16 protein-coding genes are annotated in these 23,736 nt (G+C 70.3%); 11 read left to right on the top strand and 5 right to left on the bottom strand.

The window, feature by feature from the left end; all coding sequences use genetic code 11:
- Positions 1-10 precede the first annotated feature (10 nt).
- The gene (locus F0L46_RS20070) at positions 11-2,152 is read left to right on the top strand and encodes a molybdopterin-containing oxidoreductase family protein (protein ID WP_149820888.1); all 2,142 of its coding nucleotides are present in this window, start codon (positions 11-13) and stop codon (positions 2,150-2,152) included.
- 209 nt (positions 2,153-2,361) lie between these two features.
- On the opposite strand, the gene purN is transcribed toward F0L46_RS20070, so the two are convergent.
- A complete protein-coding gene (gene purN, locus F0L46_RS20075; RefSeq protein ID WP_149820890.1) occupies positions 2,362-2,979 on the bottom strand; it encodes a phosphoribosylglycinamide formyltransferase in 618 nt (205 codons plus the stop codon).
- 307 nt (positions 2,980-3,286) lie between these two features.
- Positions 3,287-4,354 (bottom strand): phosphoribosylformylglycinamidine cyclo-ligase, encoded by a 1,068-nt coding sequence (purM, locus tag F0L46_RS20080; RefSeq protein WP_149820892.1) that lies wholly within the window; start codon positions 4,352-4,354, stop codon positions 3,287-3,289.
- Positions 4,355-4,491: 137 nt separating this feature from the next.
- On the opposite strand from purM, the gene F0L46_RS20085 reads away from it, so the two are divergent.
- The 5 genes from F0L46_RS20085 (at position 4,492) to ppx (ending at position 10,736) form a co-directional block, all read left to right on the top strand.
- On the top strand, positions 4,492-5,022 hold the full coding sequence (locus F0L46_RS20085) for a CDP-alcohol phosphatidyltransferase family protein (RefSeq protein ID WP_149820894.1): 531 nt from the start codon (positions 4,492-4,494) through the stop codon (positions 5,020-5,022).
- A gap of 16 nt (positions 5,023-5,038) precedes the next feature.
- On the top strand, positions 5,039-6,163 hold the full coding sequence (locus tag F0L46_RS20090) for an AI-2E family transporter (protein WP_149820896.1): 1,125 nt from the start codon (positions 5,039-5,041) through the stop codon (positions 6,161-6,163).
- Complete coding sequence (locus F0L46_RS20095; protein ID WP_149820898.1) at positions 6,156-6,875, top strand: P-loop NTPase family protein; 720 nt, start codon at positions 6,156-6,158, stop codon at positions 6,873-6,875. Before F0L46_RS20090 ends, F0L46_RS20095 begins: the two co-directional genes overlap by 8 nt.
- Before the next feature lie 74 nt (positions 6,876-6,949).
- Positions 6,950-9,211 carry an RNA degradosome polyphosphate kinase gene (locus F0L46_RS20100; protein WP_149820899.1) on the top strand — a complete coding sequence of 754 codons (2,262 nt, stop codon included), beginning with the start codon at positions 6,950-6,952 and terminating at the stop codon, positions 9,209-9,211.
- Entirely contained in the window at positions 9,183-10,736 is a 1,554-nt protein-coding gene (ppx, locus tag F0L46_RS20105; protein ID WP_438646697.1) for an exopolyphosphatase, read from the top strand. The genes F0L46_RS20100 and ppx overlap by 29 nt, the downstream gene beginning before the upstream one ends.
- 7 nt (positions 10,737-10,743) lie before the next feature.
- On the opposite strand, the gene rnd is transcribed toward ppx, so the two are convergent.
- Positions 10,744-11,892: a ribonuclease D gene (gene rnd, locus F0L46_RS20110; RefSeq protein ID WP_149820901.1), complete on the bottom strand. Its 1,149-nt coding sequence runs from the start codon at positions 11,890-11,892 to the stop codon at positions 10,744-10,746.
- Positions 11,893-12,045: 153 nt separating this feature from the next.
- On the opposite strand from rnd, the gene F0L46_RS20115 reads away from it, so the two are divergent.
- Both F0L46_RS20115 and F0L46_RS20120 read left to right on the top strand, forming a co-directional pair.
- Positions 12,046-13,473, top strand: a complete 1,428-nt coding sequence (locus F0L46_RS20115; RefSeq protein ID WP_149820903.1) for a M16 family metallopeptidase — start codon at positions 12,046-12,048, stop codon at positions 13,471-13,473.
- Positions 13,470-14,834 carry a M16 family metallopeptidase gene (locus tag F0L46_RS20120; protein WP_149820905.1) on the top strand — a complete coding sequence of 455 codons (1,365 nt, stop codon included), beginning with the start codon at positions 13,470-13,472 and terminating at the stop codon, positions 14,832-14,834. Before F0L46_RS20115 ends, F0L46_RS20120 begins: the two co-directional genes overlap by 4 nt.
- 7 nt (positions 14,835-14,841) lie before the next feature.
- Here F0L46_RS20120 and F0L46_RS20125 read toward each other — a convergent pair whose 3' ends face one another.
- A complete protein-coding gene (locus F0L46_RS20125) occupies positions 14,842-15,309 on the bottom strand; it encodes a hypothetical protein (protein WP_240540077.1) in 468 nt (155 codons plus the stop codon).
- 260 nt (positions 15,310-15,569) lie between these two features.
- On the opposite strand from F0L46_RS20125, the gene aspS reads away from it, so the two are divergent.
- The gene (gene aspS / locus F0L46_RS20130; RefSeq protein ID WP_149821049.1) at positions 15,570-17,342 is read left to right on the top strand and encodes an aspartate--tRNA ligase; all 1,773 of its coding nucleotides are present in this window, start codon (positions 15,570-15,572) and stop codon (positions 17,340-17,342) included.
- A gap of 631 nt (positions 17,343-17,973) precedes the next feature.
- Here aspS and F0L46_RS20135 read toward each other — a convergent pair.
- Complete coding sequence (locus tag F0L46_RS20135; protein WP_149820907.1) at positions 17,974-21,723, bottom strand: vitamin B12-dependent ribonucleotide reductase; 3,750 nt, start codon at positions 21,721-21,723, stop codon at positions 17,974-17,976.
- A 674-nt stretch (positions 21,724-22,397) separates the two neighbouring features.
- Here F0L46_RS20135 and F0L46_RS20140 point away from each other — a divergent pair.
- On the top strand, positions 22,398-22,814 hold the full coding sequence (locus F0L46_RS20140; RefSeq protein WP_149820909.1) for an NADH:ubiquinone oxidoreductase subunit NDUFA12: 417 nt from the start codon (positions 22,398-22,400) through the stop codon (positions 22,812-22,814).
- A 347-nt stretch (positions 22,815-23,161) separates the two neighbouring features.
- Positions 23,162-23,734, top strand: a complete 573-nt coding sequence (locus tag F0L46_RS20145; RefSeq protein ID WP_149821051.1) for a DUF2155 domain-containing protein — start codon at positions 23,162-23,164, stop codon at positions 23,732-23,734.
- The last annotated feature ends 2 nt before the right edge of the window (positions 23,735-23,736 follow it).

Here is a 23,736-nt window from a genome sequence, read left to right on the forward strand (position 1 = left end):
TGGCTGCCCCATGAACGCTCCCCCTCGCATCGAACGTCGCGCCTCCGTCTGCCCGCACGACTGCCCCTCCACCTGCTCCCTGGAGGTCGAGGTGGTCGAGGGCCGCACGATCGGGCGGGTGCATGGGGACGAGCGGCAGAGCTACACCGCGGGCGTGATCTGCGCCAAGGTCGCGCGCTACGCCGAGCGCATCCACCACCCCGACCGCCTGACCCACCCGTTGCGCCGCACGGGGCCGAAGGGATCGGGACAGTTCGAGCGCATCTCCTGGGACGAGGCGCTCGACCTCGTGGCCGGGCGGTTCCGCGAGGCCGAGGCCGTGCATGGCTCGCAAGCCGTGTGGCCCTACTATTACGCGGGCACGATGGGGCTCGTGATGCGTGACGGGATCAACCGCCTGCGCCACGCCAAGCGCTATTCGGGCCAGTTCTCGACCATCTGCACCAACATGGCCTGGACGGGCTACATCGCCGGCACGGGCCGCCTCGCCGGGCCCGATCCGCGCGAGATGGCGCTCTCCGATTGCGTGGTGATCTGGGGTACGAACCCGGTCCACACCCAGGTCAACGTGATGACCCACGCGATCCGCGCCCGCAAGGAGCGCGGCGCGAAGATCGTGGCGGTCGACGTCTACATGAACGCGACCATGAAGCAGGCCGACATGGCGCTCCTGGTCCGACCCGGCACCGACGGCGCGCTCGCCTGCGCCGTGATGCACGTGCTGTTCCGCGACGGCCTCGCCGACTGGGATTACCTGCGTCGCTACACCGACTGCCCCGAGGACCTGCGCGACCACCTCGCCACCCGCGACCCGGCCTGGGCGGCGGCGATCACGGGGCTGTCGGTCGAGGAGATCGAGGCCTTAGCGCGGCTCGTGGGCGAGCGCAAGCGGACCTATTTCCGCCTCGGCTACGGCTTCGGCCGCCAGCGCAACGGCGTCACCAACATGCACGCAGCCTCCTGCATCGCGGCGGTGACCGGCGCTTGGGCCCTGGAGGGCGGCGGCGCGTTCCACAACAACGGCGCCATCTATCGCTGGAACAAGACGCTCATCGAGGGGCTCGACGCCGTCGACCCGGAGGTGCGCCGGCTCGACCAGTCGCAGATCGGCCGCGTGCTCACGGGCGACCCGGAGGCCCTGCGCCACGGCCCGCCCGTGACCGCTATGCTGATCCAGAACACGAATCCGGTCTCGGTCGCCCCCGAGCAGGAGCTCGTGAAGCGGGGCTTTGCCCGCGAGGACCTGTTCGTGTGCGTCCACGAGCAGTTCATGACCGAGACGGCCCTCATGGCCGACGTGGTGCTGCCCGCCACGATGTTCATGGAGCACGACGACCTCTATCAGGGGGGAGGGCACCAGCACTTCCAGCTCGGCCCGAAGCTCGTCGACCCGCCCGGCGAATGCCGCTCGAACCACGAGGTGATCTGCGGGCTCGCCGCGCGCCTTGGCGCCGAGCACCGCGGCTTCGCGATGACCCCGCGCGAGATCGTCGACTGGACGCTCCAGGCTTCGGGCCGGGGCACCTACGCGGAGCTCGAGGCGAGCCGCTTCGTCGACGCGCAGCCCGGTTTCCGCGAGGCGCATTATCTCGACGGATTCGCCTATCCGGACGGGAAATTCCGCTTCCGGCCCGACTGGACGAGCGTGCCCGCGCCGAACGACGGCCCCATGGGCCCCTGGGCCGCAATGCCCTCGCTCCCGGACCATTGGGGCGTGATCGAGGAGGCGACGGAGGACCACCCGTTCCGCCTCGCGACCAGCCCGGCGCGCCAATTCCTGAACTCCACCTTCACCGAGACGCCCACCTCCGCCAGCAAGGAGAGGCGGCCTGAGGTGATGATCCACCCCGTCGACGCGGCCCTGAAGGGCATTGCGGACGGCGACTGGGTGCGCCTCTCCAATGCACGCGGCAGCGTGTTCCTGCGCGCCCGCCTCTTCGAGGGCGTACGCCGGGGCGTGCTCATCGCCGAGTCGATCTGGCCCAACGCCGCCCACCCGGGTGGGCGGGGCATCAACACGCTCACGGGCGCGGACGCGGTGGCTCCCTATGGCGGCGCGGCGTTCCACGATAACCGCGTCGCGCTGGCCCGGGCCGCGCCGCCTGAGGTGGCGGAGGTGCCGCTCTCGGCGTTGGAGGCGGCGGAAGGCTGAAAGGCGGAGCCGCTTCGCGGCAGCTGAATCCTGGATCCCGGATCGGCGCCTCGCTTCGCGACGCTTGTCCGCGAAAGTGGGGGAGGCTGTCAGGAGGGTTCTCCCGAACCTCCGACGCCACTCTCCCGGACAAGAGGAGCGGAGGCTTTAGCCGGAGCGGATCGCAGATCCGGGATCCAGCGCAAGAACCTGCCGCGCAGCGGCTCGGGTCAGCCGCCCCCCAACGCCCGCACCACCCGCCCGTTCTCAAGCCGCACCAAACCGCCAGCCACCATCCGCAGCGCCTGCGGATAGAGCACGTGCTCCTGCGCCAGCACCCGGGCGCCGAGCGTCTCCGGCGTGTCGCCGGGGAGGACCCGGACGGCGGCCTGCGCCACGATGGGACCGGCGTCGAGCTCCGGCACCACGAAATGCACGGTGCAGCCGTGGATGAGGACGCCCTCGGCGAGCGCGCGCTCGTGGGTGTGGGTGCCGCGGAAGGCGGGGAGGAGGGAGGGGTGGATGTTGAGCATCCGCCCCGTCCAGCGCTCGACGAACCACGGGGTCAGCACCCGCATGAAGCCCGCCAGGCAGACGAGCTCGATGCCCGCCTGGGTCAGCGCCTCGTCGAGGGCGCGCTCGAAGCTCTCTCGGTCGGGATAGGCCTTGTGGTCGATCGTTGCGGTGGCGAGACCCGCAGCGGCCGCCCGCGCGAGGCCGCCCGCGTCGGGCCGGTTGGAGAGGATGAGGGCGATCTCGGCGGGAAAGCCCGGCGCCGCAGCGGCCTCGATGAGCGAGACCATGTTCGACCCGCGTCCCGAGATGAGGATGGCGGTCCGCCGCTTCATGGGAGCCTCGGGTGGTGCGGGTGGGCTCTCTCATCGTTCGCGGCGGAGCGAGGATTGAGGGAGCATGCCGGCGCTTCTGTCCGCTGGTCGCACCCGGCGTACGCCCACATGGTGAGCGAGGCCCGACCGGCTCCCCTCCCGCTTGCGGGGAGGGGTTGGGGGTGGGGGTGACGGCGGTGTCGAGGCAGTATGGAACACGACCGATCGGCTGGTGACCTTTCCGGGTAGGACACCGCCGCCACCCCCCAACCCAGCCCTCCCCCACAAGGGGGGAGGGGGCGCGTGGCGGCTTGCATCGGCGTCGAGATCATAGGCTCAGCGTGCCGCGCGTCGCGACGCGCTCGCCGCCTTCGTGGGCCACCAACCGCCCGATACGCGTCGCCTGCTCGCCTGCGGACGCAAGCGCCGCGATTGTGGCGTCCGCGTCGCTCTCGGCCACGACGGCCACCATGCCGATCCCGCAATTGAACGTGCGCAGCATCTCGGCCTCGGCGACGCCGCCCTCGCGGGCGAGCCAGCCGAAGACGGGCGGGACATTGATGCTCGCGAGGTCGAGCTCGACGCCGACGCCATCGGGGAGGACGCGCGGGATGTTGTCGGGGAAGCCGCCCCCGGTGATATGGGCGAGCGCCTTGATGCCGGCACCCGCGCGAAGAGCCTGGAGTAGCGGCTTCACGTAGATGCGCGTGGGCTCCAGCAGGGCGTCGCCGAGCGAGCGGCCGGGCGCGAAGGGGGAGGGGGCGTCGTAGGCGAGCCCCGCGCGCTCGACGATGCGGCGCACGAGGGAGAAGCCGTTGGAGTGGACGCCCGAGGAGGCGAGGCCGAGGAGCACGTCGCCTGCCCCGACGCCCGGCCGCGGCAGGAGGCCGTCGCGCTCGGCGGCGCCCACCGCGAAGCCCGCGAGATCGTAATCGGCCTGCGCGTAAAGCCCCGGCATCTCGGCGGTCTCGCCGCCGATCAAGGCGCAGCCTGCCTGCCGGCAGCCCTCCGCGATGCCCTTCACGATCGCGACGCCGATCTCCGGGGTCAGCTTGCCGGTCGCGAAATAGTCGAGGAAGAACAGGGGCTCGGCGCCCTGCACGACGAGGTCGTTCACGCACATCGCCACGAGATCGATGCCGATCGTATCGTGGCGGTTGGTGTCGATGGCGATCTTCACCTTCGTGCCGACGCCATCGTTGGCGGCCACCAGGATCGGGTCGCGGAAGCCCGCGGCCTTGAGGTCGAACAGCCCGCCGAAGCCGCCGATCTCAGCGTCGGCGCCGGGGCGGCGCGTGGAGCGCACGAGCGGCTTGATGGCCTCGACCATCGCGTTGCCCGCGTCGATGTCCACGCCGGCCTCCGAATAGGTCAGTCCGTTGGGCCTCTCGCTCATGCCGCCGTTCCCCTCGCGATCGCGGCAGTTAAGCCCCGCAGGACGCGGGCGCAAGCGGAACGGTGGGGAGGAGACGGGCCTACGCTTGGCGCCGGCGCCGTTCTGCGGCACGATCCCTCCCCACGCCCGCTACGCCGATGACCATCCCCAACCTCATCACCGTCTTCCGCCTCGTCCTGGTGCCGCTCGTCGTCCTGATGATCCTCCAGGGCCGCTGGGGCGTGGCCTTCGCGGCCTTCGTGGTGGCGGGCGTGTCGGACGGCCTCGACGGCTATATCGCCCGGCGCTTCGACATGCGCTCCGAGTTCGGCGCGATCATCGATCCGCTCGCCGACAAGGCGCTCCTCGTCTCGATCTACATCACCCTTGCGGTCATCGGCGTGCTGCCCGACTGGGTGGCCGTCGTGGTGGTGTCGCGGGACGTCATCATGGTGATGGCGATCATGGTGTCCTGGCTCATGGAGCGTCGCATGGAGATCCGGCCGATGTTCGTGGGCAAGGCCAACACGGCGGCGCAGATCGGCTACGCCGCCACGATCCTCGCCACGAAGGCCTTCGGCATCGGCCTCGGCGGCCTGGAGGACGCGCTCATGATAGCGGTCGCCGTCTTGACGGTCCTCTCGGGCGGCGCCTATCTCGGCAAATGGCTCACCCACATGACCGCCTGATGCCGGGACCCGTCGCATGACCATCCAAAAGCAGGTCGGGTTCTGGATCGCGGCGCTCGTCGTCTTCGCGCTCGGCCTCTGGCTCCTGCGCGACGTGCTCCTGCCCTTCGTGGCGGGGCTGGCGCTCGCCTATCTCCTCGATCCGCTCGCGGACCGCCTGGAGCGGCTGGGCCTCGGGCGGCTCGGGGCGACGCTGCTCATCCTCGGCCTCTTCGTGCTCGGCTTCGTCCTCGTGCTCTTCCTGCTCGCGCCGCTCGTGGCGGGGCAGGTGGGGAGCTTCGTGGCCAACCTCCCGGCCTATGCGGCGCGGCTCCAGCGCCTCGCGCTCGATTACGGCCAGCCCATCGTCGAGCGGCTCGGCGGGCCGCAAAGCCTTCGCGACGTGGAGGCGTCCGTGGGCGATCTCGTGAGCCAGGGCGCGGGCTGGCTCACGGCGTTCCTGCGCTCGCTGTGGTCGGGCGGGCAGGCGCTCGTCAGCATCGTGGCGCTGCTCGTCGTGACGCCCGTGGTGGCGTTCTATCTCCTCATCGATTGGGACCACATGGTCGAGGCGGTCGATTCCTGGCTGCCGCGCCCGCATCAGGCGACGATCCGCGAGCTGTTCGTGGAGATCAACGCCGCCATCGCGGGGTTCATCCGGGGCCAGACGGCGGTGTGCCTCATCCTCGGCACGTTCTACGCCATCGGCCTGTCGGTGCTGGGGCTCAATTTCGGGGTGCTGATCGGCCTCTCGGCGGGGCTCCTGAGCTTCATCCCCTATGTGGGCTCGCTCACGGGCCTGCTGCTGTCGGTGGGCGTCGCCATCGTGCAGTTCTGGCCCGACGGGCTCATGGTGGCGGCGACGCTCGGGGTCTTCGTGTTCGGGCAGTTCGTCGAGGGCAACATCCTGTCGCCGAAGCTCGTCGGCGCGTCGGTGGGGCTGCATCCGGTCTGGCTCATGTTCGCGCTGCTCGCCTTCGGCTCGCTGTTCGGCTTCGTGGGCCTGCTGCTCGCCGTGCCGCTCGCGGCGGCGGCGGGCGTCCTGGCGCGCTTCGCCCTGCGCCGGTATCTGGCAAGCTCGCTCTATTCGGGTGCGCCCCGGTCGATCGCCGGGCACGAGCCGGCCCTCATCACCGACGTGCGGGCGGCCGGCGATGCGTGAGCCCTCCGACCGCGGCCCGCCCCGGCGCGACCCGCCGAAGCAGCTCGCCTTCGACCTGCCCCTCGACCCCCGCTACGGCCGCGAGGACTTCCTGGTGAGCCCCTCGAACGAGCGTGCCTATGCCCTCGTCGAGCGCTGGCCGGACTGGCCCGATACGGTCCTGCGCCTGGAGGGACCGCCCGGCAGCGGCAAGAGCCACCTCGCCTCGATCTGGGCGACGGACGCCCGGGGCTGGACGGTGGACGCCCGGGAGGTGAGGGGCGAGCGCGTGCCTCATCTCATCTCGGCCGGCGCGCTCGTGATCGAGGACGCGGACCGTGGCCCGATCGACGAGGCGGCCCTGTTCCACCTTCTCAACCTTGCCCGCGAGCGCAAGGCGTCCGTGGTGGTGACGGGCTCGGGGCCGCCGGATCGGTGGGGTTTGCGCACCCCCGACCTCCTCTCGCGCCTGCGGCTCGCCCCCGCCGTCGCCCTCGATCCGCCCGACGACGCGCTCCTCAAGGCGGTGCTCGTGAAGCTCTTCGTCGACCGCCAGCTCGTGGTGGACACCACCGTGGTGGATACGCTGGCGCTTCGCATCGAGCGCTCGCTCGCCCGCGCGGCGGAGGCGGTCGCGGCCCTCGACAAGGAGGCCCTGAGCCGCGGGCGGCGCATCACCCGGGCCATGGCGAACGACCTCGTGGCCCGCCTCTCCCCCGACGAGGAGGGGTGAGCCGCCCCCCCCCGATCCAGCCACCCGACGGCTTCTCACCGATCCGTTGCGCCCCTATCGTGATGTAGGATGACATGAGCACACGTCGAGCCAAACGGGAGAGCGCGGTGAGGGGACAGACGGTGCAGGAGGCGCAACCGGACCCCGTGGCCCTCGCGGAGGCGGCGGCCGAGCCCGCCCTCCATCCCTCGGGCCTCGACGGCGCGGCCCTGCGCGGCACGCCCGCCCGCTTCGTCAACCGCGAGCTCTCCTGGCTGCAGTTCAACCGCCGCGTCCTGGAGGAGGCGAGCAACCGCAACCATCCGCTGCTGGAGCAGCTGCGCTTCCTCTCCATCTCGGCCAACAACCTCGACGAGTTCTTCATGGTCCGCGTCGCGGGCCTGCGGGGGCAGGTACGCAGCGGCGTGGCGACGCTCTCGCAGGACGGGCTCACCCCCGTGGAGCAGCTGGAGCAGATCGACCAGGAGGTCACGATCCTGGCCTCCGACCAGCAGCGGCGCTGGCGCGAGCTGCGCGACGACCTCCTGCACGAGGGCATCGTGCTCGCCGAAGGGGCCGAGCTCAGCAAGGCCGAGCGCGGCTGGCTCGACGACTATTTCCTGCACCACGTCTTCCCGATCCTCACCCCGCTCGCCATCGACCCGGCGCATCCCTTCCCCTTCATCCCGAACGCAGGCTTCTCCATCGCCCTGAAGCTCCAGCGGGGGAAGGACGGGCGCATGCTCAATGCGCTCATCCGATTGCCGGCGAAGGTCGAGCGCTTCATCCGCCTGCCGGACTTCGCGGATACGGGCGCGACGCGCTTCATCGCCCTGGAGCAGGCGATCGTGATCCACACCTCGCGCCTGTTCCCGGGCTACCAGGTGGTGGGCAAGGGCGGCTTCCGGGTGATCCGCGACTCCGACCTCGAGATCGAGGAGGAGGCCGAGGACCTCGTGCGGCTGTTCGAGACGGCGCTGAAGCAGCGCCGCCGCGGCACCGTGATCCGCCTGGAGGTGGACGGGGGCATGCCCGAGGACCTGCGGGGCTTCGTCGCCGAGGAGCTCGGGGTGGGCGCCGACGAGGTGTTCGAGGTCGAGGGCATGCTGGCCCTCAACGAGCTTGCCCAGCTCGTCTCCCTCAACCGCCCGGAGCTCAAGTTCAAGACCTACAATCCCCGCTTCCCCGAGCGCATCCGCGAGCAGGGCGGCGACTGCTTCGCGGCGATCCGCCAGAAAGATTTCATCGTCCACCACCCCTACGAATCCTTCGACGCGGTGGTGCAGTTCCTCGGCCAGGCGGCCCGCGACCCGAACGTGGTGGCGATCAAGCAGACGCTGTATCGCACCTCCTCGAACTCGCCGATCGTTGCGGCGCTGGCGGAAGCGGCGGAGGCCGGCAAGTCGGTGACGGCGCTGGTGGAGCTCAAGGCCCGCTTCGACGAGGAGGCGAACATCCGCTGGGCGCGGGATCTCGAGAAGGCCGGCGCGCAGGTGGTGTTCGGCTTCATCGAGCTGAAAACCCACGCCAAGCTCTCGCTCGTGGTGCGGCGCGAGGCGGGGCAACTCGTGACCTATTGCCACGTCGGCACGGGCAACTACCACCCGATCACCGCCCGCATCTACACCGACCTGTCCTTCTTCACCGCCGATCCCGTGATCGGCCGGGACGTGGCACGCATCTTCAATTTCGTCACGGGCTATGCCGAGCCCGCCGAGCTGGAGCGCATGGCCGTGTCGCCCGTGACCGCGAAGCGGCGGCTCCTCCAGCACATCGCCGAGGAGGTGGAGCACGTCCGCGCCGGGCGACCCGGCGCCATCTGGGGCAAGTGCAACTCCCTCGTTGACCCCGAGATCATCGACGCGCTCTACGAGGCCGGGCAGGCCGGGGTGCAGGTGGACCTCATCGTGCGCGGCATCTGCTGCCTCAGGCCGGGGCTGCCGGGCCTGTCCGAGAACATCCGGGTGAAGTCCATCGTCGGGCGCTTCCTGGAGCACTCGCGCATCTACGCCTTCGGGCGCGGGCACGGCCTTCCGAGCCCCAAGGCCACGGTCTACATCTCGTCCGCCGATCTCATGCAGCGCAATCTCGACCGGCGGGTGGAGGTGCTCCTGCCGATCCTCAATCCGACTGTGCATCAGCAGGTGCTGGACCAGATCATGCTCGCGAATCTGCTCGACAACGAGCAGAGCTGGCGGGTACTACCCACCGGCGCGAGCGAGCGGATCACTCCGGGTGACGGAGAGGAACCGTTCAACGCGCACAAGTATTTCATGACGAACCCGAGCCTGTCAGGTCGTGGGAAGTCGCTCAAAACGTCAAGTCCCCGTGCGCTCGCCAAACGCCAGCGCTCCTGAGCTTCCGGAGTCTCCCGGCGGCGCGGACGCGCCCGGACGCCTGAAGGTCGGGCGGCCCCTCGCGGTCATCGACATCGGCTCGAACTCCGTGCGCCTCGTGGCCTACGAGGGCACCACGCGGGCGCCGACGCCGATCTACAACGAGAAGGTCCTGTGCGCCCTCGGCCGCCACGTGGCGACCACGGGGTGGCTCGACGAGGACGGCATGGCCCGGGCCATCGCGGCCCTCAAGCGCTTCCGGATCCTGTGCCGCACTATGGATGTCGGCGAGGTGCGCGTGCTCGCGACCGCGGCCGCGCGCGACGCGGGGAACGGCCCCGCCTTCCTGGCCGCGGCCTCCGAGGCGGTGGGGCTCGACATCGAGCTCCTGTCGGGCGCCCGCGAGGCGGCGCTCTCGGCGCTCGGCGTCATCTCAGGGTTCTATGGCGGCGACGGGATCGTGGGCGATCTCGGCGGCGGCAGCCTGGAGCTGATCGACGTACGCGGAGGTCTCGCCGGCACGGGGGTGACCCTGCCCATCGGCGGCCTCGCGCTCCTCGACCTCTCGGGCGATTCGCCCCGCAAGGCGCAACGCATAGTGCGCGAGGCGCTGGAAGGGGTGGCCCAGCTCAAGGCGATGCGCGGGCGGACCTTCTACGCCGTCGGCGGCACCTGGCGGGCGCTGGCGCGCCTGCACATGGCCGAGCGCAACTATCCCCTGCGCGTCATGCACGGCTACCGCCTGCCGCCCGAGGACGGGATCGACTTCCTGAAGATGGTGGAGCGCACCGACGCGGCCGTCCTCAAGGAGATCGAGGCGGTCTCCGAGGCGCGCCGGCCGCTCCTTGCGTACGGGGCGATCGTGCTGGAGGAGATCATCCGGCTCGGCAAACCGCGGGATATCGCGATCTCGGCGCTTGGCGTGCGCGAGGGGCTTCTCTACGAGCGCCTGAGCGACGCCCAGAAGGCTCAGGATCCCCTGCTCGCCGCCGCGCAGGAGTTCAACGTCCTGCGCTCGCGCTCGCCCGCCCACAATGCCGAGCTGATCGCCTGGACGGACCACTTCTTCGAGAGCGCCCGGCTGGAGGAGACGGCGGAGGAGCGGCGCCTGCGCCACGCGGCCTGCCTTCTCGCCGACATCGGCTGGCGCGCCCATCCCGATTATCGCGGCGACCAGAGCGTCAATCTCATCGCCAACGCGAACTTCATCGGCATCGACCATCCGGGTCGCGCCTTCCTCTCCCTCGCCGTGTTCTTCCGTCACGAGGGCCTAGGGGGCGACAAGGCGAGCCCGACCCTCCTGCGCCTCGCCGGGCCCCGGCTCGCCGAGCGGGCGCGGCTCCTGGGCGGCGCCATGCGGGTGGCCTATCCGGTCTCCGTCGCCATGGCGGGCATCCTGCCCCGCGTGCCCCTCGAGGCGCGGGGCTCCGAGCTCGTCCTCGATCTGCCCGAGGACCTCGCCGAGCTCGCCGGCGAGCGCCTCGTGGGCCGCATGCGCCAGCTCGCCAAGATCACGGGCCGCGACCCGCGCATCCTGATCGGCTGAAGGGGCTCTAGCGCCGCGGCTCCAGGACCACGCGGCCGTTCTCCATCGCGATGGCGAGGCGCCCGTGCTTGAGCGCGAGCGCCGGCCCGCCGAAGAGCTCGCGGCGCCAGCCGTGCAGCACGGGCACGTCCGCCTCGTCGTCGTCGGCGATCGCCTCCAGGTCGTCCACCGTGGCGATGATCTTCGGGGCGACGCCCTCCTGCTCCGCCACGGCCTTCAGCAGCACCTTGAGGAGCTCCACGACGGCGCCGACGCTGCCCCGCGAGCGCGAGCGCTCCATCGCGGGCACGGTCGCCGGATCGCGGTTCAGGCCGCGCTCCACGGCCGCCAGGATGTCGCCCGCCGTGCGGGAGCGCTCGAAGCCGCTGGGGATCGAGCGCAGCCTGCCCAGGGCCTCCGGCGTGCGGGGCGCCGAGATCGCGAGGTCGATCACGGCGTCATCTTTCAGCACGCGCCCGCGGGGCACGTCGCGGTTCTGGGCCTCGCGCTCGCGCCAGGCCGCCACCTCCATGAGGACGGCTATTTCCTTGGGCTTGCGCAGCCGCCCGGCCAGGCGCCGCCAGGCGTTGTCGGGATCGGCCTTGTAGGTGTCGGGCGAGAGGAGGACGGACATCTCCTCGTCGAGCCAGCTCAGCCGGCCGTTCTCGGTGAGCCGCTCCAGGAGCGTCTTGTAGATGACCACGAGGTGGGTGACGTCGGAGAGGGCATAGGAGAGCTGCGCCTCGGAGAGCGGCCGGCGCGACCAGTCGGTGAAGCGCGAGGACTTGTCGATGCGCGCCTTGGCGAGGTCGTTCGAGAGCTGCTCGTAGGACACCGAGTCGCCATAGCCGCAGACCATCGCGGCCACCTGCGTGTCGAAGAGGGGCGTCGGGATCACCCCGCCCATCTGCCAGACGATCTCCAGGTCCTGCCGGGCCGAATGGAACACCTTGACGACGTTCGCGTCGGCCATGAGGTCGAAGAAGGGCTTGAGGTCGAGGCCGGGCGCCATCGGGTCGACGAGCACCGCCTCCTCCTCGCTCGCCAGCTGGATGAGGCAGAGCCGGGCGTAATAGGTGGTCTCGCGCATGAACTCCGTGTCGACGGTCACGAAGGGCTGGCGGGCGAGGCGGCTGCAGACGGCTTGGAGCGCGTCGGAGGAGGCGATGAGGTCCATGAGGCGGTCATAGCGGATCGCCGCGCCTCCCGCGACTCCCTTGCGCTCACGAGCGGCCCCGTTCCGGCCCCCGGGCGAGCGCGACATTTGGCATCGGGGGCGATCTGCGCTTCAATCGAAAAACCGCCGCGTTCTACGTCTCATAGCAGGTCGATGCGTCATCTCCCGACTTCGTGCCTCCTCCTTGCCGCAGCCCTCGCTCTCGCGGGGCCGGTCGGCGCGCAGCCCGAGGCCCCGGCCACCGACCCCGCGCCCGCGGTCGGAACGCCCCCGGCCGAGCCCCCTGCCGACCTGCGCCCCGCCGAGGTCCGGATCAGCGACCGGGTCGTGCTGGTGCGGGACCCGACCGCGCGGTCGATCCAGTTCACGATGATGGTGCGGGCGGGCTGCGCCGACGAGCCCAACCTCAAGTGCCGCGGCATCGCGCACTACCTCGAGCACCTCATCCTGGTCGGCCGCAACCCCGACCACAAGGAGACGGCGTTCCGCTTCTTCCCCGAGGGCAGCGCCAACGGCTGGACCTCGGACCGCACCACCGCCTATGTCCACCGGATCCCGAAGCGGGAGACGGCGGAGGCGGACCTGGAGAAGCTGTTCTCCTTCTACGGCAACCGCCTGAAGGGGTTTGAGGTCTCGCCGGAGGACGCCGAGCGCGAGCGCAACGTCGTGCTCCAGGAGTACAATTTGCGCCTGGGCGGCAACCCGTTCGCGCAGTTCCAGACCCGGCTCAACCGCCTGCTCCTGCCCCACCATCCCCTCGGCGAGCCGGTGATCGGGACGCGCGAGACAATCAAGTCCTTCACGGTCGAGGAGGCGAAGGCCTTCCACAAGGCGTGGTATGTGCCCAACAACGCGTTCTTCGTGGTGTCGGGCGACATCAGCGAGCTCGCCCTCAAGGGCATCGTCGAGCGCACGCTCGGGGGCGCGGCGGACCAGCCCCTGCCGGAGCGCGCCTGGCGCCAGACCTTCCCCGTCGAGCCCCTCCAGGCGGTGGTGCGCGACACCTCGGAATCGGTGCGGCGGCGGACCGTGGTGACCGGCAAGATCGTCGCGGTCGAGGACGACAACCCGACCCTGCGGCCCGCCCGTAGCCTTCTCGTCGCCTTCCTGCGCAGCCAGCTGCCGGGTTCGCCGCACGACGTGCTCGTCGAGCGCGAGAACGTCACCGACGCCGTGGCCTATACCGAGGTGACCCGCCTCGTGCCGGGGGTCTACCGCGCCAGCATCGGGGCGGAGCCGCACGACGAGGCCGACCCCGAGCGGCTTGCCGACGCCCTCCGGAAATACTGGAAGGACCTTGCAGCGACGGGCATCGACGAGCGCAACCTCGACCGGCTCAAGCGCCGCTTCGTCGAGGGCCAGAAGCTCGCGGATCGGCAGGGCGACCGCATCTATGCGCGCATCGTCGACTGGATCGGGATGGGGAACGAATACGACACCCTTGCCGTCTGGCCCCGCCGCATCGCCGCCGTGACGGTGGCGGACGTGAACCGCCTGATCCGCGCGATCGCGGGGGAGGGGAGGGAGGTCGCAGGCATCCTGCTGCCCGGGGAGCCTAAAGGTGCGGGAGCGGCGCCATGATCCGGGCCCTCCTCCTGATCCTCGGGCTGGCGCTCGCGCCGTCTGCCGCCTTCGCGCAAACGATCATCCAGGGGGTGACCCCGCGGGGCATCGCCTATGCCCTGGCGCCGCGCCCGGCCAATCCGCTCGTCGTGCTGAGCTTTGCCTGGCGCGATGGGTTCGGCGAGGCGCGCGCCGGCCAGGAGGGGCTCTCCGGGCTCGCCGCCGCGTGGCATGCGGCGGGGCCGAAGGGCATGAGCGCGGCGGAGTTCCGCGAGGATCTGCGCGACGACAGCATCGGCCTGTCCCTCGGAGGCGGCGGCGGGCGGACGGCCGGGAGCCTCTCCGCTCCGCCCGACCGCCTGGACAAGGCCGCCGACCGGCTGCGGGCGGTGCTCCTGGAGCCTGCCCTGGACGAGGCGGCTTTGAGCCGCCTCAAGCGTAGCCAGCGAGCCTCCATCGCCCAGGCGCGGCAGACGCCGGGCTCCTCCGCCCGCACCCTCGCGCTGATGCTCGTGGCAGGCGATACCCCGTTCGTCCTGGAGCACGTCGCGTCCGCCCGCTCGACGATCGACACGATCGGGCGCGCCGACGTCGAGGCGTGGCGCCGGGCGGTGCTCTCTCGCGACAACCTCGTGGTCGCGGCCGCGGGCCCGCTCGCCGAGCCCGATCTCGTGCGCCTCGTCGACCGCATCTTCGGAGAGCTGCCGGAGCGCTCGGCCGTGCCGGAGCGGCCGTCGACCGCCTTTCGCGGCGATGCCCGCACCGTCGTGATGGAGCGCCCCGTGGCGCAGACGCAGCTCGTGCTCGCGGGCGGGACGGGCTTGCGAACGCACGACGCGGACGAGACGCTGCGCTCGAACCTCGCCAACCAGGCCTTCTCGAGCGGGCCGGCCTCGCGCCTGTTCCGCTCGGTACGTGAGGAGCTCGGCGCGACCTATGGCAGCCAGTCGTCCTTCGTGACGCTCGGCGACGAGGCGGCCGTGTTCATGATCACCTCCGCCGTCGACCACGCCCTTGCGGGCCGCGCGCTCGCGGCGCTGCGCGAGCAATATGCGCGCTTCCACCGGGACGGCATCACCGAGGCGGAGCTCGCGCCCCTGCGCGCGCGCGCGGCGAACGGCGCGGAGGAGGGGCTCGTCCGCTCGGAGGTCGCGGGCGCGCTGCGCAACGCCATGACCCGGGGCCGCAACCCCGCCGAGGTCGCGGCCATGAGCCGGCGCATCGCGGCCGCCACCGCGCCGGAGGTCAACGCCGTGATCCGCGAGCGCCTGCCCGCGCCGCCCCTCACCACGGTCATCGTGGCGCCCTCGGCCGAGGGCTTCTCCGCCGACTGCGTGGTGCGGCGCGACCAGGCGCTCGAGGCTTGCCTGGAGCCGTGAGGCCGGGTCAGCCCGCCGTCGCGTCGGGCGCGGCGGGCTTAGGGAGGCGCCGCGCGGACGCCCGCTTCATGAGCCAGTCGACGATGTTGCGGTCGACGGTCTCGCCGGTCTCGGCGTCGTGCAGGCGCACGATGCGGTCGGCCCGGAAGCCCCGGTACTCGCCCGTCGCCATGTCGAACCCGCCGAGCAGCACCTTGCCCGGCCCGATCTTCACCTCGCGCGAGATCAGCCGGCGCACGCTCCACTGGCCCGTGGCGTCGGTATAGGAGAGCTCGAACGCGCCCTCGAACGGCAGGACGCGCCAGGCGCCCTCGTCGCGCGGACCGTCGTCGTGATCGGGCCGCAGGAACGCCGCCGCGGGCGACAGCGCGATGCCTGCGAGCGCGACGGGCAAGGCCTCCCCGGGCCCGTGGCCGAGCGCCCACAGGCCCACGGCGCCGAGCGCCATGAGGCCCAGGCTGGTGATCGTGTTCATCGTGCGCAAACCCTTGTCGGACATAGGGGATATATGGGTGTTCCCCTTTTGTTTTCCAAGGGTTTCGGGGCTGTGCGGGAGCATATCGACTCGCGCTCCGGACGGTAGGCGGAGCGGCTTCGCCGCGGAATCCAGCCTCGCATGAACCTGCCGCGCAGCGGCGCCGTACCCTCACGCCGGCCTTCGCCCCGCCCGTCGCGCCTTGACTTCCCCCGCCGCCCATGAATGGTGCGCCCGACCTCCAGATCCAGGCACCGATCATGCACCGTTACCGCACCCACACCTGCGGCCAGCTCCGCCCCTCCGACATCGGGCAGACCGTCCGCCTCTCGGGCTGGTGCCACCGCATCCGCGATCACGGCGGCGTGCTGTTCATCGATCTGCGCGACCATTACGGCATCACGCAATGCGTCGCCGACCCCGACAGCCCCGCCTTCAAGCTCGCCGAGACGGTGCGGGCCGAGTGGGTGGTGCGGATCGACGGCCGCGTGCGCCAGCGCCCCGCCGGCACGGAGAACGCGGACCTGTCCACGGGCGCGGTCGAGCTGTTCATCACCGACATGGAGGTGCTCGGGCCCGCGGCCGAGCTGCCGCTCCAGGTGGCGGGCGACCAGTCCTATCCGGAGGAGACGCGGCTCAAGTACCGCTTCCTGGACCTGCGCCGCGACAAGCTGCACGCCAACATCATCAAGCGCGGCCAGGTGGTCGATTCGCTGCGCCGGCGCATGAAGGACGGCGGCTTCTTCGAGTTCCAGACGCCGATCCTGACCGCGTCGTCGCCTGAGGGCGCCCGTGACTTCCTGGTGCCCTCGCGGCTGCACCCGGGCCGGTTCTACGCGCTGCCCCAGGCGCCGCAGCAATACAAGCAGCTCATCATGATGGCGGGCTTCGACCGCTACTTCCAGATCGCGCCGTGCTTCCGCGACGAGGACCCGCGCGCCGACCGGCTGCCCGGCGAGTTCTACCAGCTCGACATCGAGATGAGCTTCGTCACGCAGGACGACGTGTTCGCCGCGATGGAGCCCGTGATCCGGGGCGTGTTCGAGGAGTTCGGCGGCAAGCCCGTGACGCCCTCGCCCTGGCCGCGCATTCCCTACGCCGAGTCCATGGCCAAGTACGGCTCCGACAAGCCGGACCTGCGCAACCCCATCCAGATGCAGGACGTCTCCGAGCATTTCCGCGGCGCGGGCTTCAAGGTGTTCGCCCGCATCCTCGAGGCGCCGAAGACCGCCATCTGGGCGATCCCCGCGCCGGGCGGCGGCTCCCGCGCCTTCTGCGACCGGATGAACTCCTGGGCGCAAGGGGAGGGCCAGCCGGGACTGGGCTACATCATGTTCAAGGACGGCGGCGCCCAGGGGCCGATCGCCAACAATGTGGGGCCTGAGCGCGCCGAGGCCATCCGCGCGCAGCTCGGCCTCAAGGACGGCGACGCGGCCTTCTTCGTCGCGGGCGACCCCGAGAAGTTCGTGAAGTTCGCAGGCCTGGCCCGCACCAAGGTGGGCGAGGACCTGAACCTCGTCGACAAGGAGCGGTTCGAATTCGCCTGGATCGTCGACTTCCCGATGTTCGAGTGGTCGGAGGAGGAGAAGCGGGTCGACTTCTCGCACAACCCCTTCTCCATGCCCCAGGGCGGCCTGGAGGCGCTCCAGACGCAGGACCCGCTCACCATCAAGGCGTTCCAGTACGACATCGCCTGCAACGGCTTCGAGCTCGCCTCCGGCGGCATCCGCAACCACCGCCCCGACGCGATGGTGAAGGCCTTCGAGATCGCGGGCTACGGCGAGGAGGACGTGGTGGAGCGCTTCGGCGCCCTCTACCGCGCCTTCCAGTACGGCGCCCCGCCCCACGGCGGCATGGCGGCGGGCATCGACCGCATCGTCATGCTGCTGGTGGGCGCCCAGAACCTGCGCGAGGTCGCCCTCTTCCCCATGAACCAGGCCGCCGTCGACCTCCTCATGGGCGCCCCCTCGGACGTCACCCCGAAGCAGCTGCGCGAGCTGCACATCCGGCTGAACCCGCCGGAGAAGAAGTAGGCGGGGAGGGGCCGGGCTCCTCTCCCCTCAGGCTGAGGAGGGCTGCGGCGCAGGCCGTCTCGAAGCCGCAGCAGGCTGCCGTAGCCGGTCTTAGACTCCTGGAGCGGCTTTCGAGACTCCCCTGATGAAGTCCGAGGTGACTCCCCTCTCCCACGGGGAGAGGGACCGGGGGTGAGGGGGTACCACGCCGATCCAGTGATTCCCGACAGCGCCGCCGCACCTCTCTCCCCTCAGGGGAGAGTGTCGGCTGCAAGCCGACGAGCGGGGTACCGCGCGACAGCACGGGCGGCTCGACGCCGATCCCCATCGAAAGGGCGGGACCGTTGACTCGCCCGGCCGCGGAAACGGCTTCATGGCTGGAGGCAGCCGCTGGCGCGGCTTACCCCACCCCTGCCCCTCCCCTTAGGGGAGGGAGGGCGCCTGCCACAGCTCTCCAGAGATCCCTTGAGCGCCCTTCGAGGCCCGCTGACACGGGCGCCTCGAGACGAGGTGGGAGGGTTGGAACCCGGGCGAGCCGGCCGCTCTGCCGTTCGCCCGGGGCGTCGCGGGAAGCCGGGCCTCGAACTTGCCCACGAAACGAATTGGGCCGCCCCGAGGGGCGGCCCATTTGCTTTTCACCGCGACCGGGCGCTCACGAGCACCCCGTCGTCGACCCGCAGGTGTCGCACTTCAGGCAGGTCCCGTTGCGCACCAGGGTGAAGTTGGCGCATTCCGGGCAGGCTTCGCCGACATAGCCCTTCATGCGGGCTTCGGCGCGCTTGTCGGCGGCCGATGCGGCGCCGGGGGCGCGCTCGGCGGAGTAGCGGGCGGCGGGGGCTTCGGGCGTGGTGAAGCCGAGGTGGGAGAGGTCGACGTCGTCGCTCTCGTCCTCGTCCTCGAAGGTCACGGGCTCGCCCTTCAACGCCGTCGTGCCGTCGGTGAGGAGCGCCGTGGCGCGGGGGCGCCCGTCCGTGCCGCTGCGCCCGCCCTGGACCAGCATCAGCTTGTCCGACTGGCCGCGCACGAAGCCCTTCGACACCACGCGGGTGGCGGTGGTCGGGGCGCCGTCCGCGAGACGGGACTGCGCCTCGCCCTTGCCGAGCACGTCGTGGCCGATGTCGGAGGGGTCGACGTGGGCCAGGTCGTAGCGCGAGAGATACGAGATCGCGAGCTCGCGGAAGATATAGTCGAGGATCGAGGTCGCGTTCTTGATCGACTCGTTGCCCTGGACGAAGCCCGCCGGCTCGAAGCGCGTGAAGGTGAAGGCCTCCACGTACTCCTCGAGCGGCACGCCGTACTGGAGGCCGAGCGACACGGCGATGGCGAAGTTGTTCATCATCGCCCGGAAGGCCGCGCCCTCCTTGTGCATGTCGATGAAGATCTCGCCCAGGCGCCCGTCGTCGTACTCGCCGGTGCGGACATAGACCTTGTGGCCGCCGACCATCGCCTTCTGGGTGTAGCCCTTGCGGCGGTCGGGCATCTTCTCCCGCTCGCGCATGCGCTCGACCCGCTCGACGACGCGCTCGACGATCTTCTCGGCGACATTGGCCGCCCGCGCCGGCATGGGCTGGGCGAGCAGGGCGTCGACCGCGTCCGCCTCGTCCTCCCCCTCGTCCGCGATGAGGGCGGAGTTGAGGGGCTGCGACAGCTTGGAGCCGTCGCGGTAGAGGGCGTTGGCCTTCAGCGCCAGGCGCCAGGACAGCATGTAGGCGTTCTTGCAGTCCTCGACGGTGGCGTCGTTCGGCATGTTGATGGTCTTGGAGATCGCCCCCGAGATGAAGGGCTGCGCCGCCGCCATCATGCGGATGTGGCTTTCCACCGAGAGGTAGCGCTTGCCGATGCGGCCGCACGGGTTGGCGCAGTCGAAGACCGGGTAGTGCTCCACCTTGAGGTGGGGCGCGCCCTCCAGGGTCATGGCGCCGCAGACGTGGATGTTGGCGGCCTCGATGTCGGCGCGCTTGAAGCCGAGGTGGACGAGGAGGTCGAACGAGGGGTCGTTCAGCTTCTCCGCCGGGACGCCGAGGGTGCCCGTCAGGAAGTCCTCGCCGAGCGTCCACTTGTTGAAGACGAACTTGATGTCGAACGCGCTCTTCAGCCCGCCCTCGATCGCCTCGATCTTCTCGTCGGTGAAGCCCTTTGACCGCAGCGAGCCTGGGTTGATGGCGGGCGCCTGCTTCATCGAGCCGTGGCCCACCGCGTAGGCCTCGATCTCCGCGATCTCGGATTCGCGGTAGCCAAGCGTCCGCAGGGCGTCCGGCACCGCCTGGTTGATGATCTTGAAGTAGCCGCCGCCGGCGAGCTTCTTGAACTTGACCAGCGCGAAGTCGGGCTCGATGCCGGTGGTGTCGCAGTCCATGACGAGGCCGATCGTGCCGGTCGGCGCGATGACCGTGGCCTGCGCGTTGCGGTAGCCGTTCTCCTGGCCGAGCTCCAGGGCCCGGTCCCACGCCGCCCGGGCGTGCTCGACGAGGCGGGGGTCGGGGCAGGAGGCATGGTCGAGCGGCACGGGGTTGGTGTTGAGGCCCTCATAGCCGTGGCTCTCGCCGTGAGCGGCGCGGCGATGGTTGCGGATCACCCGAAGCATCGACTTGGCGTTCTTGCGGTAGCCCTGGAAGGGCCCGAGCTCGCCCGCCATCTCGGCCGAAGTGGCATAGGCCACGCCCGTCATGATCGCGGTGAGCGCGCCGCAGAGCGAGCGACCGGCGTCGGAGTCGTAGGGCAGGCCCATGGTCATGAGCAGGCCGCCGATATTGGCGTAGCCCAGACCCAGGGTGCGGTACTCGTAGGAGAGCTCGGCGATCTCGCGGCTCGGGAACTGCGCCATGAGCACCGAGATCTCGAGCACCACGGTCCAGAGCCGGCAGGCATGCTCGTACGAGTCGACGTCGAAGGCCTTCGCCTCGCGGTCGAAGAAGGCGAGCAGGTTAGCCGAGGCCAGGTTGCACGCCGTGTCGTCGAGGAACATGTATTCCGAGCACGGGTTGGACGCCCGGATCCGCCCGCCCGCCGGGCAGGTGTGCCAGTCGTTCATCGTGGTGTTGAAGTGCAGGCCGGGATCGGCCGACGCCCAGGCGGCGTAGCCGATCTTCTCCCACAGGTCCGCGGCCTTCACGGTCTTGGCGAGCTTGCCGTCCGTGCGGCGGATGAGGTTCCAGTCCGCGTCCGCCTCGACGGCGCGCAGGTAGTCATCCGTGAGGGAGACCGAGTTGTTGGAGTTCTGGCCCGAGACGGTGAGGTAGGCCTCCGAGTCCCAGTCCGTGTCGAAGATCGGAAACTCGATCTTCGTGTAGCCCTGGCGGGCGAACTGGATGACGCGCTTGATGTAGTTGTCCGGCACCGAGGCGCGGCGGGCGAGTTTGATCTCCTTCTTGAGCACCGGGTTCTGCTCCGGATCGAAGCAGGCCTCGCCCTCGCCCTCGCAGTTCACGCAGGCCTTCATCACGGCCTGCATGTGCTTGTGAACGGTCTTGGAGCCCGCGACCAGCGCCGCGACCTTCTGCTCCTCGCGCACCTTCCAGTCGATATAGGTCTCGATGTCCGGGTGATCGACGTCGACCACCACCATCTTGGCCGCGCGGCGCGTGGTGCCGCCCGACTTGATCGCGCCCGCCGCCCGGTCGCCGATCTTGAGGAAGGACATCAGGCCCGACGAGCGCCCGCCGCCCGAGAGCCGCTCGCCCTCGCCGCGCAGCATGGAGAAGTTCGAGCCCGTGCCCGAGCCGTACTTGAACAGGCGCGCCTCACGCACCCACAGGTCCATGATGCCGCCCTCGTTGACGAGGTCGTCCTGGACGCCCTGGATGAAGCAGGCATGCGGCTGCGGGTGCTCGTAGCTCGACTTCGACTTCACGAGCTTGCCGGTCTTGTAGTCCACGTAGAAGTGGCCCTGGCTCGGCCCGTCGATGCCGTAGGCCCAGTGCAGGCCGGTGTTGAACCATTGCGGCGAGTTGGGCGCCACCATCTGGCGGGCCAGCATGAAGCGCAGCTCGTCGAAGAAGGCCTGCGCGTCCTCCTCGGAGCTGAAGTAGCCGCCCTTCCAGCCCCAATAGGTCCAGCAGCCCGCGAGGCGGTCGAACACCTGCTTGGCGGAGATCTCGGAGCCGGTGCGCTCGGATTCGGGCAGGCTGCTCAGGGCCGCCTCGTCGGGGACGGAGCGCCAGAGGAAGGAGGGGACGTCGTTCTCCTCGACGCGCTTCAGGCGCTGCGGCACGCCGGCCTTGCGGAAGTATTTCTGCGCCAGCACGTCGCTCGCGACCTGGCTCCACGCCTCGGGGACCTCGATGCCCTCCAGGCGGAAGACGATGGAGCCATCCGGGTTGCGGATCTCGCTCGTCGCCGTCCGGAACGGGATCGTCGAATAGGGCGACTGCCCCGTGGTGGTGTAACGCCGTTCGATCCGCATCGCTCAAAACCCTTGCACGGGGACGACTATCCCCTGGCCGCGACGGTGCGCGGCCCCTACAGCCCCTGACTTGCTTCCAACGCCCCGGCGCGCCTGTGGACGGCGCTTCAATCGTTGATGCCGGGCCGGACGCCCCTCGAAGACCCGGGCGCGCCATCGCCTCCATCCGGCACCGATGGGGTGGCGGAGGAGCATGGCGCGGACCCGTTCTGGGAGGTTGGGCCGGCGCCTCCGCCGGCCGCCGCATCCGTCGCGGCACCCGGGAAAGCTAGTCGCGTCGAAAGCCTCACGTCAAGAACTAGTGTCCGCTCAGGTGGGTTCCCCCTACATGTTGTGTGTGAGTGTGGAAACTGTGGATATCTCCCTAACTTGGCCTTAAGTGCCTCAGGAGTCGCGCGGAATCGGCGCGAGAAAAATCGGCCCGGCTGACCTCACCCCGCGGAACCCTCCACGGTGAAGCTTGTCCGGTGCGGCAACGCTGCCACATGCGGCGCATCGGCACGCGGCGCGACCCGTCGCCTCAAGTGGCTGCGGACGCGAAACAATCCGGCCGGGATCGGGGTTGAGTCGGGTTCGCGTTGCGCGAGGCGGGCATCGGGCATCCGCGCCCTCTGGACTTGCCACCCCTCCCTCGCCATAGTCCGCCGCAATCGACAGACCCTGGACCGGAGCCCATGTCCCTCAAGGATTTCGCCCTTCACATGCTGACCTGGTGGAACGGTCAGACCCCCGGCACGCGCTTCCATACCTGGCGCTACGGGGAGTTCGTGGGCACCGACCAGTTCGGGAACAAGTATTACCGCAGCAAGGGCGGCAAGCCGGATCCGGCGCTGGGCTTCGATCGGCGCTGGGTGATCTATGCGGGCGAGACGGAGGCTTCCGTGGTCCCGCCGGGCTGGCGCGGGTGGCTTGCCCACACCACGGACCTCACCCCCGACCAGGAAGATTTCCAGCCCAAGGAGTGGATGAAGGAGCACGTGGCGAACCAGACCGGCACCCCCGCCGCCTACCGCCCCCGCGGCTCCACCCTCTCCACCGGCGAGCGCCCCGCCGCCACGGGCGACTATGTGGCCTGGACGCCCGGAGAGTAGGCGGGTCTCCCCTCTCCCGAAAGGGAGAGGGGCCGGGGGTGAGGGATCACATTGGGAGCTTCGCACGACGGACCCGTTCCTCCACCGTCATTCCCGGGCTTGCCCCGGGGACCCAGGCCCACGCGTCGAGGGAACGGCTAGATCAAGCCCGGCCATGACAAGCGGAGTGTTGGTGCGCACTGGTGCAAGCGTGCCACCCTCACCCCCGGCCCCTCTCCCATCCGGGAGAGGGGAGAATGGCGCCCCTTTACCGCCATCTTCCCCGTGATAACGTCCGCGCCAAATCAAGCGGGGCTCCGGTGCGGTCGAATCCTTTTCTCCTGAAAGCGCTTCTCGGCGCGACGGCGATGCTCGCGCTCGCCGGGCCGGTGCAGGCCGACAAGATCAAGAACCCGACGGCGGTGTTCTCCGGGCTCGACAAGATCACGGGCCGGATCATCTCGTTCGAGGCATCCGTCGACGAGACGGTGCAGTTCGGCGCCCTGCAGCTCACCCCGCGCGTCTGCTTCAGCCGCCCGCCGACCGAGAGCCCCAACACCACGACCTTCGTCGAGGTGGACGAGGTGACGCTCGAGGGCAAGTACCGCCGCATCTTCACGGGGTGGATGTTCGCCTCGAGCCCCGGCCTCCACGGCATCGAGCACGCCGTCTACGACATCTGGCTCGTCGAGTGCAAAGGCGGGAGCGAGATCATCGCCGAGCCGCGCGCCGAGGAGGCGCCGAGCGTGGCCGAGACCCCGGCGCGCCCCGAGCGCGGTCCGCGGGGGATCGATTCGACGGTGCTGGCGGGCGAGCAGCGCCTCGACGTGGCGCCCCCGCGCGGGCGCGAGACCCGCCCGGTCCAGCAGCCGCGCCAGCGCTTCTTCCCGACCAACCCAACGGGCAATACCTGGGACCCGGCGGGTAACAGCAACCGCTGAGC

It is taken from the genome of Salinarimonas soli (assembly GCF_008386575.1).
In the GTDB taxonomy this organism is placed as follows: Bacteria; Pseudomonadota; Alphaproteobacteria; order Rhizobiales; family Beijerinckiaceae; genus Salinarimonas_A; species Salinarimonas_A soli.